The organism is Ruminococcus sp. (assembly GCF_024691275.1).
GTDB lineage: Bacteria > Bacillota > Clostridia > Oscillospirales > Ruminococcaceae > Ruminococcus.
The window spans coordinates 90,256-105,119 of the sequence record NZ_JAILNU010000112.1; the positions used below are offsets into that span (position 1 = coordinate 90,256).

Here is a 14,864-nt window from a genome sequence, read left to right on the forward strand (position 1 = left end):
CGCGTAAATGCGGCTTTATTGCTTCGGGAAAAATCGAATACCTTCAGATCACATAATTGAACAGGTCCAGCTTCTGTAATAAGCTTGTACGTTTGCCTGAATTTTATGTGGTCAGGATTTTTATCGCCTCAAAACGTCAAAATACTGTTTCTGAGCTCAGATATACTTATCATTAAGCGGTAAAAATGCAAAAAACTGATCGTTTCGACTGAAGCTTCTTTTTTGATAAAAGTTCTTCGCACCGTTCATGCGGAGTACTTCCCGATTACTGAAAGTGAGGTCATATAGTGAACGAAAAAGAAAAAAGCAGCAAGACTAAGCAGACTACATCTGCAGCGCCTAAGAGAACCTACAGAAAAAAGACTTCTGTAAAAGAAAAAACTGTTAAGGAAAAAACTGCAAAAACTGAGAAAAACACATCAGTTCCCGCAAAAACAAAAACACAGACAAGAAAACCAAAGGAAGTAAAAAAGACTCCTGTCAAGATAATACCTCTCGGAGGACTTAATGAGATCGGTAAGAATATGACTGTTTTCGAGTGCTCCAACGATATGTTCATACTCGACTGCGGTCTTGCGTTCCCTGATGCGGATATGCCGGGCGTTGATATCGTTATCCCCGATTTCACCTACGTCGAGAGGAACAAGGAGAAGATCCGCGGCATCGTTATCACTCACGGTCACGAGGATCATATCGGCGGTCTTGCATATCTTCTCAAAAAGATTAACGTACCTGTTTACGCTACAAGGCTTACCATAGGTCTTATCGAAGGAAAGCTCAAGGAACAGGGACTTTCGGGCAAAGTCACACTCAACGTTGTCGAGCCGAAAAAAACTGTAAAAATGGGCTGCATGGCTGTCGAATTCATCAAGGTCAACCACTCGATACCTGACTCTGTCGGTATGGCGATCCATACTCCAGCAGGTGTTATTGTCCACACAGGCGACTTCAAGGTGGACTATTCCCCTATCGACGGCAAGATAATAGACCTTGCGAGATTCGGTGAACTCGGAAGCCGCGGCGTACTCGCTCTTATGGCTGACTCGACCAATGCCGAGCGCCCAGGATATACCCATTCAGAGCGTACTGTCGGCGAGTCCTTCGACAAGCTCTTCCAGAAGGGCGAAGGAAAACGTATCATAATCGCCACATTCTCCTCTAATATACACAGAGTTCAGCAGATCATCAACTGCGCTGTCAAGTATGGCAGAAAGGTCGCTATATTCGGCAGAAGCATGGTCAATGTCATAAATACAGCCATAGAGCTCGGATACCTCGATGTTCCTGACGGTATAATAATTGATATCGAGATGATGAACCGCTACGAGAGCGAGAGGATCGTCCTCATAACAACAGGAAGTCAGGGCGAACCTATGTCAGCTCTTACAAGAATGGCTATGAACGACCACAAAAAGGTAAACATCACACCTATGGACTTCATTATCATTTCCGCCACACCTATCCCAGGAAATGAAAAGTTCGTTACACGAGTTGTCAATGAACTCATGAAATCAGGTGCCGAGGTCGTATACGAAGCAATGTATGAGGTACACGTTTCAGGTCATGCCTGTCAGGAAGAGCTAAAGCTCATGCAGGCTCTCATAAAGCCTAAGTTCTTCATTCCTGTTCACGGCGAGTACAAGCATCTCAAAAAACACGCTGACCTTGCCCGTCAGATGGGTCTTGAAAAGGAAAATGTCATTATCGCTGAGATAGGTAACGTCATTGAAACAGACGGAAATACCATGAAAATAGTTTCACAGGTGCCCGCAGGACGAGTTCTCGTTGATGGTCTTGGCGTGGGAGATGTCGGTTCCATCGTTCTCAGAGACAGAAAACATCTCGCACAGGACGGTCTTATCATCATCGTTATCGGTATCGAGAAAAATACAAATGAGATCGTTGCAGGTCCAGATATCATATCACGCGGATTCGTTTACGTGCGTGAATCCGAAGAGCTCATGGTCGAAGCCAGAGGACTTCTCTCCGATACACTGGCAAATTGTTCTTCAGGAGAGCTCAGAGAATGGAACTCTCTTAAAGGAAAGCTTCGCGATGCTCTTTCTGATTATATTTACCAGAAAACAAAGCGCAGCCCGATGATACTTCCTATCATTATGGAGACCTGATCTGTCCGAAAGGAGCAAAAAGTTGAAAAATAAATTCCCGACAGTCCTGATGATCCTGCACCTTCTTACTCTCGGTGCGCTCGTCGCTTCATTTCTTCTGATCGGCAAAAACGACCAGAAGTTTATGATATTTTATATTTCAACGGCTGTACTGATACTTATCAGTATAGGATATACTGTCATTTACTCAAGAAATTCCATGCGGCGCATCTCAAAGATGAACCAGCATCTTGAAAGCTCCGCCGCTGAATTTATGAACTCTCTCCCCGCTCCTGTCGCGGTCATCGACGATCAGAGGCAGTTTGTCTGGTACAACCAGATATTTGCCGAAAAGATCGGACTTGGTCAGGACGTTTACGGACTTGATTTTGAAGGCTTTGTAAAGATAGACATTGATTCACTTGTTTCAAACGGCTCTGCGATATGTCCGATAAAAGGCTGTATATATAACGTTACTGCCGAAAAATTCGACAAGAACGATATGTCGTTCCTCGTGCTGTACTTCCATGATAATACAAATTATTATGCCATTAAAAAAGCTATGGACGAATCGCACCCGAATGTTCTCGTCATAACTATTGATAATTATGACGATATCATGCAGAATGCAAAGGAAAGTGAAAAGGCTCAGACATCTGTTGAGACCGAAAAGCTCATAGAGAATTTTATGAGCAGGACAAACGGCTTCATAAAGAAGACTTCGCCCAATACTTTTTACGCTATTATCGAAAACTGCCACATAAAAGAGATCATTGACGGCAAATTCAAGATACTCGATGCGGCAAGAAATATCAAGATAGCAGGAAAATATCCTCTGACCTTCTCCATTGGTGTGGGTCAGGGCGCAAAATCTCTCTCCGAGAGCGAGAGCATCGCAAGACAGTGCCTTGATATGGCTTTGGGACGAGGCGGCGATCAGGCTGTTGTCAAGACCGAGAACGGTTACAGATTCTTCGGCGGCGTATCCAAGGGCGTTGAGAAGCGTTCGCGCTCAAAGACAAGGATTATCGCCAACGCTATGCAGGATCTTATAATGAGCTCCGACAAGGTGTTCATTATGGGACACCGCTTCGGCGATCTCGACTCGGTAGGAGCTGCCTGCGGACTTGCAGGTGCTATAAAAATACTCGGCAAGGAAGCTTATATCGCTGTAGACCGCTCCAAAAACCTTGCTGTTAACCTCATTGAAATGGTCGATAAGGAAACTAACTGCGGTCTGTTCGTTACCCCTTCGGAGGCAGAGCTGATGATAGGTCCCAACGATATGCTCATTATCGTTGATACCCATAACAAGGACTATATCGAAAGCCATGAGCTCTACGAAAAGGCAAAGTCCATCGTCGTTGTGGATCATCACAGAAAAACAGTCAACTTTATCGACGATGCCGTGATCTTCCACCATGAACCGTATGCTTCTTCTGCTTCTGAAATGGTTACCGAGATCATTCAGTACTTCAATTATGATGGCGAAAACGAAGAAAAGATCGCAAGCTGCCATGCTGACGCTTTACTTGCCGGCATTATGCTCGACACGAAGAATTTCGTTATGAGAACTGGTGTCAGAACATTTGAAGCAGCTGCTTACCTGAAAAAGCTCGGCGCAGACACCGTTGCCGTAAAACTGCTGTTCTCCAACTCCATCGACTCATACAGAAGAAAAACTCAGATAGTCGCTTCAGCAAAGATACATAATAACTGTGCTATTGCAGCTGCCGACTTCAAATCAGATGATATCCGTCTTGTTGCACCTCAGGCTGCCGATGAACTGCTCAGCATAACCGATGTTGCAGCTTCATTCGTTATCTACAGGACAGGTAATATATTAAATATATCAGCAAGATCTCTTGGTGCTCTCAATGTCCAGGTAATTATGGAACAGCTCGGCGGCGGCGGTCATCAGACCATGGCTGCGACCCAGCTGGAGAACGTTTCTATGGAAGATGCTGTAAAATCACTTATATACGCTATCGACGACTGCCAGAAAAGCAGTTCTGAATCGTAACACGAAAGGTTGGTAATAATAATGAAGGTAATTTTCTTACAGGACGTAAAGGGTTCAGGTAAAAAAGGTGAGATAAAAAATGTTGCGGACGGTTATGCCCGCAATATGCTCCTTCCCAAGGGCTATGCAGTAGAGGCAACTGCTGCAAATATGAACAAGCTCGAAGGCGCTCAGGCATCTGCTCAGCATAAGATTGACGTTGATGTGCAGAACGCAAAGGAAGCTGCTGCAAAAATAAAGGGCAAGCGTGTTGATATCACAGCAAAAGCAGGCTCTAACGGCAAGCTTTTCGGTTCTGTAACATCAGGAAACATTGCAGATGCTCTCGCAAAACAGTTCGGAGTAACTGTTGACAAGAAAAAGATCGTTCTCAGTACCGATATCAAGAACTTCGGTTCATATACCGCAACTGTCAAGCTTTACAACGGTATCTCCGAGACTATTGATGTTGAAGTCAGCGAAGGCTGATTGGTGAAGGATATGGATGAAAATGAAATTCTGCTCTCCGCCCGCGAACTGCCACACAGTATCGAGGCGGAGCAATCCGTTTTAGGAGCAATTATCTCCCAGCCCTCTGTTCTGTCAGATGTTATCGAGCTCATAAAGCCCGAATATTTTTACAATGAGCAGCATAAGGCGCTGTACTCGATAATGCTCCAGATGAATTCCATGAGTCTGCCCGTTGATATCGTCACAGTCCTGAACGAAGCTGAAAAGCAGCATATTTTTGAAAGCCCCGCCGAGGGAAGACGTTATCTTGCAGAGATAGGCGATCTTCTTCCGTCAACTTCAAATATACAGAGCTACTGCAAGATCGTTGCGGATAAGTACTTCCTGAGGAGCCTCAGTTTTGTCGCAAGGTCTATCCTTGAAGACGTACAGTCAGGCGAACAGGACGCACAGCTGCTTCTCGATGCTGCCGAACAGAAAATATACGATATACGTCAGGGACGTGATGTAAAAGGACTTGTTCCCTTGTCTGAGGCGATTGCCGAAGCATATGACAGACTTGGAAAAATATCGGGTCCGGATAAGGAAAAATATGTCGGAGCAAGAACAGGTTTTACTCTCCTTGACAGCATAACATCGGGTCTTAACAAGTCTGACCTGATAATCATTGCTGCCCGACCCGGTATGGGTAAAACTTCTTTTGCCATGAATATTGCGACCAACGTTGCAAGACGCTCCGAAAAAGAAGTTGTAACCTTCAACCTCGAAATGTCCAAAGAACAGCTCGCTACTCGAATATTATCTACAGAGGCTCTTGTTGAATCAAATACACTCAGAAACGGCAGAATATCAGGTGATGACTGGGTAAAGCTGGCAACAAGTGCGGGCTATCTCAGCACTATTCCGCTGTATATCGACGACACCGCAAGTATGACCGTTCAGCAGATGAAAGCAAAGCTCCGCAGAACAAAAAATCTCGGACTGGTTATCATCGACTATCTCCAACTCATGGAATCAACTTCACACTCAGACAACCGAGTTACTGTTATCAGTGAGATCACCCGTCAACTCAAAGTCATGGCAAAGGAACTGAATGTGCCCGTAATACTTCTTTCCCAGCTCTCCCGTGCTGTTGAAAGCAGAACAGACAAACGCCCGATGCTCTCAGACCTGCGTGAATCAGGTTCTATCGAGCAGGACGCGGATATAGTGCTCTTTCTTTACCGCGAGGCTTACTACAATAAAGAAAGCCAGCGGCAGAATATCTCAGAATGTATTGTCGCAAAAAACCGTCACGGTGAGACAGGTACCGTCGAACTCATTTGGGACGGTCAGTATACACGCTTTTCAAATCCTGATTATAATGCTCCTCCGGAGAATGTATGATGATATTAGATAAGATATTCGGATTCATAAAAGAAAATGCCCTGCTTGATGAGAAAGATACAGTCGTATGCGGTCTTTCAGGAGGTGCTGACAGCGTTGCATTGCTTCTGTCCATGTATGAGCTCAGAGAGAAGCTCGATATCACTGTTGAAGCTGTCCATGTCAATCACTGTCTGCGCGGTGAGGAAAGTGACCGCGATGAAGCGTTCTGCCGCGACCTGTGCCAGAAGCTTGGCATCAGCTTCATCGCTGTATCATGCGACGTTATGTCACTTGCAGAAAAAAGTGGAATGTCAGTTGAAGAAGCTGCCCGCACAATGAGATATGATGTTTTTGAAAAAGTATCCTGCGGTAAGAAAATTGCAACTGCTCATAATGCCAACGATAATCTTGAAACTGTTATCCTGAATCTGTCAAGGGGTACAGGCATCAAGGGACTGGCAGGTATCCCAACTGTGCGCGGAAATATTATCCGTCCCCTTCTTACCGTAACACGCGCTGAGATCGAAGACTTTCTTCGCAGCAAGTCTCAAAGCTACGTCACGGACAGTACCAATCTTTCGGACGATTACACGAGAAATAAGATACGTCACAGGATAGTCCCGCTTCTTGCTGAGTTCAACAGCTCTGTGACTGAAACATCTGTTAGTACGATTGCTACTCTGCGTGAGGAAAATGCACTGATCGAGAAAATGACCGACAAGGCTATGGCTGATTGTCTGCACGGGAACTGCTTTCAAAACCTGTCACAGTATGACGGCGTTATACGAAAACGCTGTATCGCAAGACTTCTTGCGCTGAACAGCCTTCCCTATTCGCGCCAGAGACTCGAAGAAGCTGATAATATTGCTATTAACGGCGGAAAGCTGAATATCTCAAAGGATATTTTTCTTATTGGCAGTAGCAGTAAGCTTACACTCACAAAAATTCGTGAAAATGACGAAATGTTTGTACAAAAAGAAATGGTGATCGGTGAAAACGCGATATTTAGCCATTGCAAACTTGTATGTGAAGTGATTGAATGTGATAATTCTAAGAAATTTGAAACTGTTAACAAAAAATCCACATTTTATGTCATAGATTATGATAAAATAAGAGGAAAGGTTTTTGTTCGCAGCCGAAAATTCGGAGACAAGATCCGTCTTAAAGGAAGAAATTTCACTTCTTCCATAAAAAAACTTATTAATGAAAAGATTTTGCCTGAAATGCGCTCCTCTCTTCACTTTCTGGAAGACGAGGAAGGAACTATCTTCGCGGAGGGCATCGGTATTGCCGATCGGGTAGCTCCCGATGATAATACATCAACTGTCCTGAAAATTTCGGTAAAACGATCATAAGAGAATGGAGAGGATAATTTGACACCAAAAAAGAATAAAGGTATTTTTACGTACCTTCTGCTTATCATCATTGCTGTATGCTGCTTGGTATATGTAAGCTCAAGACTCAACGGTACGGGCAATAAGACCGAATATACCACAATTATCAGCTACTTTGACAATTATGAGGTTTCGTATTACGAACTCGACTTGGGCACGGGCGACCTTGTTTACAAGCTGAGAGGCGAAGAGGTAGAAAAACACTACAGCGTCCCCAATGTTAATATCTTCCTCAGCGATACCGAGAATTACCGTAAGGAATACAATGAAAAATATCCCGATGAACCACTGAAACAGGATTATATCAAGATTACTGACAGGACATGGCTCTACTCGCTCATACCTGTTATACTCACTATATTGCTTGGAATCGCTATCCTCTACTTCATGATGAAGCAGAGCGGCGGCGGCGGAAAGTACACTTCCTTCGGCAAAGCAAACCTCAAAAACAGCGCAAGTGCAAGAAAAGCTACCTTCAAGGATGTTGCAGGCGCAGATGAAGAAAAGCAGGAGCTCGTCGAGATCGTTGATTACCTGAAGAATCCAAAGAAGTACACTGAACTCGGTGCTAAGGTTCCAAAGGGCGTTCTTCTTCTCGGCCCTCCAGGTACAGGTAAAACTCTCCTTGCAAGAGCAGTTGCAGGTGAGGCAGGCTGTCCGTTCTTCCCTATCTCAGGTTCGGACTTCGTTGAAATGTTCGTCGGTGTCGGTGCATCGCGTGTAAGAGACCTCTTTGAACAGGCTAAGAAACACGCACCTGCTATCATATTCATTGATGAGATCGATGCTGTCGGCCGTCACAGAGGTGCAGGTCTCGGAGGTGGTCACGATGAGCGTGAGCAGACTCTTAACCAGCTTCTCGTTGAAATGGACGGCTTTACAGGCAATGAGAGCGTTATCGTTATCGCAGCTACTAACAGACGTGATATCCTCGACCCTGCTCTTCTCAGACCGGGCAGATTTGACAGACAGATCGTTGTAAACTACCCTGATGTCAAGGGGCGTGAGGAGATACTCGCAGTACACGCAAAGAACAAGCCTCTCGGTCCTGATGTCGATATCAAGAGGATCGCAAGAACTACACAGGGCTTCACAGGTGCAGACCTTGAAAATGTCCTCAATGAAGCAGCTCTCCTTGCTGCAAGAAATGAGCGTCATGCGATCACAGAGGCTGATATCGAAGAAGCTACTCTTAAAGTTATTGCCGGTCCTGAGAAGAAGTCCAGGATCGTTACCGAAAGCGATAAGCGCATAACAGCTTATCACGAAGCAGGTCATGCTGTTGCCGGCTTCATGCTTGACAGTCAGGATAAGATACACCAGGTCACTATCATTCAGCGTGGTATGGCTGCCGGTATGACTGTTCACCGTCCCGATACAGACGATCAGCACGTTACACGCAATAAGATGCGAGAGCGTATCATCGTTCTTCTCGGTGGTCGATGCAGTGAGGAGATATTCCTCGACGATATCTGCACAGGTGCTTCAAATGATATCGAGCGTGCAACCGCTACAGCAAGAAACATGGTAACAAAATACGGATTCTCTTCAAAGATCGGCGCTGTAGCATACAGCTCCGACAATGATGAGGTATTCCTCGGCAAGGACTACGGTCATACCAAGAACTACAGCGAGGCGGTAGCTGCTCAGATAGATGAAGAAGTTCGCTCCATCATCGAAAAGGCTTACAAGGACTGTGTTGCTCTCCTTACTGCAAATGCAGACAAGGTACATGCACTTTCAAAGTACCTTCTCAAGTATGAGAAGATCGACGGAGATGACTTCGAGAAGCTTATGCGCGGCGAACTCGTCGTTGATCTCTCTGATCCTGTAGATACTACTGCTACAGAAAAAAATGACAACACCGAGTCAACAGAACTTGATTCATGATAAAACTATCCCGAAGATGCGATTCTTCGGGATTTTTTTGCAAAAATTGCTCATCTTCCCATACGAGTTGAAATATTCGATTCCTTGTGATATAATAGTAAACGATGTAAAAATTCGGAGGTGTTTTTTTGAATTCACTAAACCTGATACTTTGTGCTGTTGCAGCAGCTGCTCTTGACGTGTGTATACTAATTCTCATCATAACAGCCTACTGCGAAAAAAGATCATCAAAAAAGAAATGGCACACTGTTTCACAAGATATGGAGCTTGTTGAACAGAACAGGATATACGAGCTCGGCTGTGACGAGGTTCTTATAGGCCGTCATGCTTCTGCGGATATCCGTCTTCCCGATATGTCTGTTTCACGTTACCATGCAATTCTTACAGTTGCAGAGGGCGTATGGACGATCAGGGATATCGGTTCAAAATCAGGCGTATACGTAAACGGCAACCTGATACGAGAGTCCGCTCTCCACGAAAATGATGAAATCAAACTCGGAAACAGAAGACTTGTTTTCAGAAAAAGGAGGTCAGAGCGTGTACGCTAACCCTGTTGCATACATTTTTTCTTGTCTTTTTGTACTTATAGCACATTCGGCAATGCTTGTGAATATATGGTTCAACGGAAATTACAGCGAGACAAAAGATATCGCTGTCCTCGGAGCTGCTGTTATTATCCTCGATATTGCCTATTTTGTTATAATACTCTTTTTTAAGCAGTCATCATACGTTCTGGATTTTCTTCTCATACTTGTATTGAATATGAGCATGATCTTCCAATCATGCTTCGGAAAAGTCGGCTTTGATAAAAAGCACTTCATTACTTGTATCGTATGTCTTGCAGCCTGCAAGGGTAGTTATATCCTCTGCAAGAACCATAAGCTTCTCCAGAAGAATAAAAAGTTCATCTATGCTGCGATAGGAGTCATACTCCTGATAATGCTGTTGTTCACGAATGCTGAGAATATGTGGCTCGAAATAGGTCCTCTTTCAATTCAGCCGTCTGAATTCCTGAAACCGCTTTTCGTTCTCGCCTGCGCTACATCTATCGCAGACCAGCAGCACAAACATAAAGTCCTTATGTTCAATGTTGTGTACGATAATCTTGTGGTATTCGGCATTATGGCTGCAATATGTCTTGTTCAGGTAAAATCTCATGACTACGGAAGCCTTCCTACGTTTGTCAGCATATATGCTGTAGGTTTTCTGCTCCGTATTTGCTATCCAAAGGCAAAATTCTCCAAGAAGAAGCTCATAGCTGGAATAATCGCAGGTATTGTCTGCCTCTGCATCGCGCTGAAATATGCTCCTGATTACGTTCAGCACCGTCTGCACGTTGATATATGGAGCGATAAGACAGGCGACGGTTATCAGCAGTCTCAGGCGCTTATCGCCATAGCCAACGGCGGTTGGTTCGGTGTAGGTCCCGGAAAGGGCTTTCTCGTAAACGTTTTCGCCCACGAAAATGATATCGTTTTCGCAACAGTTAGTGAAGAATGGGGACTGTTTTTCTCCCTTATGATGATACTCACAATAATTGTCATCACAGCAGTTCCGCTTATCAATCCCGCTCGTTCATACTATCACGGAACGATGTCAGCTTGCATAAGCGCTGCCTTTATCGTACAGATGGCACTGAATATCTTTGGTTCATGCAATCTTATCCCTTTCACAGGTGTAACTGTACCGTTTATTTCCGAGGGCGGCAGCTCTCTTATGGTCTGCGGGATCATGGTGGGAATGCTCATAGCGGCTCAATCCCCTGTTTTCAAGGAACCTAAGCAAACTAAACAGGAAGAGCCTGTTCCCGCATGGAGGTGGCAGGAATGAAAAGTATAAAAAGGACACAGCGAATAATCACACTTATTATACTGCTTTTTGCCGCAGGTATGGCACTTCTTGTACTGAAGATACTACATGAGTCATCTTTCTACATGATGAACTCGGATAAACGTGAACTCGGCTATGTTTACGACAGGAAGGGCGACGTACTCTTTGACGGAACAGGTCAGGGACAGTATCCCGACAACTACTTTATCGACTGCGGAAATATTATAGGCGATGATAAGGGTCAGATGGATAATACTCTCGTAGCGCAGAATCTTGAAAAGCTCAACAACTACGGCTTCTCTGAAGGACTTCGCCATTCGGGCGGCAAGGCAGCTATCTATACTACCCTTAACCATGCAGCTAACCGCGCTGTATATGACTCATACGGCTATATGCACGGCTGTGTTGCAGCTTATAACTACAAAACAGGTGAGATGCTCGTCTGCACAAGTCTCCCCTCTCTGGACGTTACAAAGGGCTATGACAATTTAAACCAGTTTGAAGATGCTACTCTTATGTCAAAGACTCTTTACGGAACAGTTCCAGGATCTACACAGAAGGTATCAACTGTTATTTCTGCCCTTGAAATAATGGGAAGCAGCCAGCTGTTCTCCAAAAGCTACACCTGTTACGGAAAATATACCAATCGTACAGGCAACGATATCGACTGTCATAATATCTACGGTCACGGTACCCAGAACATACAGGAAGCCTTTGAAAACAGCTGTAATCCATTCTTTGCTCAGCTCGTAGAGGACGATGACCTGCCGCTCGATAAACTGAAAAAGCAGTATGAGAAAATGGGATATGTCCTTAACGGCGGCAAGCCTCAATATATTGATATCAACGGTATACAGTGCGCAACGGCTTCCACTACCCTTGAAGATAAATATCAGTTCAAGACACAATGGGGCTGTATCGGTCAGGGCGATACGCTTGTAAGTCCCATACAGCTCATGATGTGGGAGAGCGCTATTGCAAACGGTACAGGCAAAATGACCATGCCCTACTTCATTGACCATGTGACCGATCTTAACGGCAAAATCAAGGAAAAAGCCAAGACACGCTACAGCGATAAGATTTTCTCGGAGGAGACTGCTTCTACAGTAAAACAGATAATGCTTACAAATGGTGCTGACAGGTACTCCTACCTTATTAACGGTTATACCGTCGGTGTCAAGAGCGGTACTGCTCAGGTGGAAGAAGGCGCAAAGGAAAATTCACTGCTCGTTGGCTTTGTTGACGATCCGTCATTACCTGTTGCATTCTGCATTCTTATCGAGAATAAGGCAAGCGGTTCGCTCACTACAGAGCAGGTCGCACAGGTACTGCTTGATAATTTAAAAAACAATTATTGATGTCAGATTAAACAAAATATAAAAAATGCTTTGTGCACCTAAACAAAATTCATAAAATGTTCTTGTATTCTATCTATTTTTATGGTATAATATAACCATAAACTTAATGCTTTACTTTTGTAAAGCTAAAGGAGGACTAATATGAAAACAACTATTACAGCTAAGAAGATGCAGATCCCAACCAATTTTACGGAGTATGCAGAAAAGAGAATTGACTCACGTCTTGGAAAATTCTTTGGCGACGATGCTGATGCTAAGATTGTAATTTCCGAGATCAAGACACAAATCATTCTTGAGCTTACTGTTAAATATAACAGCATTATTTTCCGAGCAGAACGCGCTGCTGAAGACAAGTATGTTGCTCTTGACGATGCTATCGACAAGATCATCAGACAGATCAGAAAGAACAAGACAAAGGTTGAGAAGAAGCTCAAGGATACAGCTTTTAAGGAGGCGTTTGCTTACCCTGTTCCAGAAACAGTTGACTATGAGGTCATTAAGCACAAGAAGTTCAAGATGAGACCTATGGATATCGACGAGGCTATCCTCCAGATGAATATGCTCAGCCATGAGTTCTTCATGTTCTCAAACGCTGAAACAGGTCAGATCAATGTTGTGTACAAGCGTGACGACGGAAACTATTCCGTTCTTGAGCCTGATTTAGGCTGATATTACTTAAAACTTACTATGCGGGACGTAATGTCCCGCATATTGATTTTTTCACGATAGGAGCAAAAATATGGATACTAATAAAAAAACGATCATAGAAAAAAGAATAAACAAGGTCGGCGAAAACCTCAAAAAAAATAATATGGAGTTCTATTATGCTCCGACCTCGAAAGACGTTAGCAGGATAGTCGAGTCCCTTATCAAGGAGGGCGACGTTATCACAAACGGCGGTACTATGACTATGAAGGAATGTGGTCTTGCAGAGCTTCTCAGCTCTCCAAAATACAACTATCTTGACCGCTCAAAAATGACTCCCGAAGAGGTCTCAGAGCTCTATATACGCAGTTTTTCAGCCGATGTATATATTTCCAGCTCTAATGCCATAACCGAAGACGGTGTGCTTTATAACGTTGACGGAAACAGCAACAGGATCGCTGCAATAGCTTACGGTCCAAAATCAGTAATAATTATCGCCGGATATAATAAAATAGTAAGAGACCTGCATGAAGCTGAGATACGTGTAAAAACTATGGCTGCACCTCCAAACTGTATTCGCCTTGACTGCGCAACATACTGCAAGGAAAAGGGCGAATGTGTATCGCTGTCAAGATCGGATCACCAGATGAGCGACGGCTGCTCCTCTGACAGTAGAATATGCTGCAACTACCTTATTTCAGCTCACCAGCGCCATAAAGGACGTATAAAGGTTATAATCGTCGGAGAGGAGTTGGGATACTGATATATGAATGAAACTTCACTTGCTGTTTTCAGGACAGTAAGTTACTTCATTATCTATGCATTCTTCGGCTGGTGTCTCGAAGTAGTCTATCAGGCTGTAGAACACGGCAAATTCATCAACAGAGGGTTTCTTAACGGTCCGTACTGCACTATTTACGGATTCGGAGTGATAATAGTCTGTTATGCACTCGAACCAATAAAAGACAACCTCATCGTATTGTACGTCGGAGCAGTCCTTCTCACAACATCACTGGAGCTTCTAACAGGTTTTCTGCTCGAAAAAATATTCAATCAGAAATGGTGGGATTACTCTAAGGAACGATTTAATCTGAAGGGCTATATCTGCCTCAAATTTTCCCTTCTGTGGGGAGTTGCATGCCTTGTGGCAGTGAGACTTATTCACCCTTCAGTGGAACGCTTCGTTTCAAAAATCCCACAACGATTCGGCGTTGTGATACTTTCACTTATCATGGTGGGCTTCATCAGCGATATGATAATCACTGTCATGGCTATTATCCATATCAAGAAGAAACTCAAACTTCTTGAAGATATTTCAGCTGAAATGAGAAAGATATCCGACAAGACAGGTCAAAAGCTATTCGACGGAGTAGAGCTTGTCATGGATAAGAAAAACGAGCTTGATGAAAAGACAGAAGTACATAGAAAAAGATTCAATGATCTTGCTGAAAAGTACAAGCAACTTCTCGAAAAACGCACACTTACATCCAAACGTCTTGCAAATGCATTCCCTAAGCTGAAGCTTTATCCTGTAAAGGGTTTTCGTGAACAGCTCGAGGAACTCAGAAAAGACATCAAAAAAAGATTCTGACGGATAAAATTCAGTTTTTTCGTTACAGGAAGCTTATTAAGCACGATACTTATACAGAAGTTTTTACGTGAGATATTGAGGAAGAACCCTTTTGAAAAAGGGTTCTTCCTCAAACTCCTTTCCTAAAACTTCCAGCTTGAATTTTTCTCTGATAGGGCGCTCCCTGCATAACTTGCAGGGCTTTTTTATTATCATGAGCGCCCTATC

12 protein-coding genes are annotated in these 14,864 nt (G+C 43.9%); all 12 read left to right on the forward strand.

What is annotated here, in order from left to right; translation table 11 throughout:
- The first annotated feature begins 287 nt into the window (after positions 1 to 287).
- Positions 288 to 2,129, forward strand: coding sequence for an RNase J family beta-CASP ribonuclease (locus K6G33_RS14145; protein WP_296780723.1), 1,842 nt, complete (start codon positions 288 to 290; stop codon positions 2,127 to 2,129).
- A 22-nt stretch (positions 2,130 to 2,151) separates the two neighbouring features.
- Positions 2,152 to 4,131, forward strand: a complete 1,980-nt coding sequence (locus K6G33_RS14150) for a DHH family phosphoesterase (RefSeq protein WP_296780725.1) — start codon at positions 2,152 to 2,154, stop codon at positions 4,129 to 4,131.
- A 21-nt stretch (positions 4,132 to 4,152) separates the two neighbouring features.
- Positions 4,153 to 4,599, forward strand: a complete 447-nt coding sequence (gene rplI / locus K6G33_RS14155; RefSeq protein ID WP_296780727.1) for a 50S ribosomal protein L9 — start codon at positions 4,153 to 4,155, stop codon at positions 4,597 to 4,599.
- Positions 4,600 to 4,611: 12 nt separating this feature from the next.
- Positions 4,612 to 5,967: a replicative DNA helicase gene (gene dnaB, locus K6G33_RS14160; protein WP_296780729.1), complete on the forward strand. Its 1,356-nt coding sequence runs from the start codon at positions 4,612 to 4,614 to the stop codon at positions 5,965 to 5,967.
- Positions 5,964 to 7,304, forward strand: coding sequence for a tRNA lysidine(34) synthetase TilS (tilS, locus tag K6G33_RS14165; protein ID WP_296780731.1), 1,341 nt, complete (start codon positions 5,964 to 5,966; stop codon positions 7,302 to 7,304). Before dnaB ends, tilS begins: the two co-directional genes overlap by 4 nt.
- An 18-nt stretch (positions 7,305 to 7,322) precedes the next feature.
- Complete coding sequence (ftsH, locus tag K6G33_RS14170; RefSeq protein WP_296780734.1) at positions 7,323 to 9,233, forward strand: ATP-dependent zinc metalloprotease FtsH; 1,911 nt, start codon at positions 7,323 to 7,325, stop codon at positions 9,231 to 9,233.
- Between the two features lie 128 nt (positions 9,234 to 9,361).
- The gene (locus tag K6G33_RS14175) at positions 9,362 to 9,781 is read left to right on the forward strand and encodes an FHA domain-containing protein (RefSeq protein ID WP_296780736.1); all 420 of its coding nucleotides are present in this window, start codon (positions 9,362 to 9,364) and stop codon (positions 9,779 to 9,781) included.
- Positions 9,771 to 11,063 carry an FtsW/RodA/SpoVE family cell cycle protein gene (locus K6G33_RS14180; RefSeq protein WP_296780739.1) on the forward strand — a complete coding sequence of 431 codons (1,293 nt, stop codon included), beginning with the start codon at positions 9,771 to 9,773 and terminating at the stop codon, positions 11,061 to 11,063. Before K6G33_RS14175 ends, K6G33_RS14180 begins: the two co-directional genes overlap by 11 nt.
- Complete coding sequence (locus K6G33_RS14185) at positions 11,060 to 12,421, forward strand: penicillin-binding transpeptidase domain-containing protein (RefSeq protein WP_296780741.1); 1,362 nt, start codon at positions 11,060 to 11,062, stop codon at positions 12,419 to 12,421. The genes K6G33_RS14180 and K6G33_RS14185 overlap by 4 nt, the downstream gene beginning before the upstream one ends.
- 141 nt (positions 12,422 to 12,562) lie before the next feature.
- Positions 12,563 to 13,090 carry a ribosome-associated translation inhibitor RaiA gene (gene raiA / locus K6G33_RS14190; RefSeq protein ID WP_296780744.1) on the forward strand — a complete coding sequence of 176 codons (528 nt, stop codon included), beginning with the start codon at positions 12,563 to 12,565 and terminating at the stop codon, positions 13,088 to 13,090.
- Positions 13,091 to 13,160: 70 nt separating this feature from the next.
- Positions 13,161 to 13,829: a lactate utilization protein gene (locus tag K6G33_RS14195; protein WP_296780746.1), complete on the forward strand. Its 669-nt coding sequence runs from the start codon at positions 13,161 to 13,163 to the stop codon at positions 13,827 to 13,829.
- A 3-nt stretch (positions 13,830 to 13,832) separates the two neighbouring features.
- A complete protein-coding gene (locus K6G33_RS14200) occupies positions 13,833 to 14,657 on the forward strand; it encodes a putative ABC transporter permease (RefSeq protein WP_296780749.1) in 825 nt (274 codons plus the stop codon).
- Positions 14,658 to 14,864: the final 207 nt, after the last annotated feature.

Bases quoted from the DNA above. Each gene is read 5' to 3' on its own strand.
- rplI (WP_296780727.1), top strand. From the start codon at position 4,153: ATGAAGGTAATTTTCTTACAGGACGTAAAGGGTTCAGGTAAAAAAGGT.
- dnaB (WP_296780729.1), top strand. From the start codon at position 4,612: ATGGATGAAAATGAAATTCTGCTCTCCGCCCGCGAACTGCCACACAGT.
- tilS (WP_296780731.1), top strand. From the start codon at position 5,964: ATGATGATATTAGATAAGATATTCGGATTCATAAAAGAAAATGCCCTG.
- K6G33_RS14185 (WP_296780741.1), top strand. From the start codon at position 11,060: ATGAAAAGTATAAAAAGGACACAGCGAATAATCACACTTATTATACTG.
- raiA (WP_296780744.1), top strand. From the start codon at position 12,563: ATGAAAACAACTATTACAGCTAAGAAGATGCAGATCCCAACCAATTTT.
- K6G33_RS14195 (WP_296780746.1), top strand. From the start codon at position 13,161: ATGGATACTAATAAAAAAACGATCATAGAAAAAAGAATAAACAAGGTC.
- K6G33_RS14200 (WP_296780749.1), top strand. From the start codon at position 13,833: ATGAATGAAACTTCACTTGCTGTTTTCAGGACAGTAAGTTACTTCATT.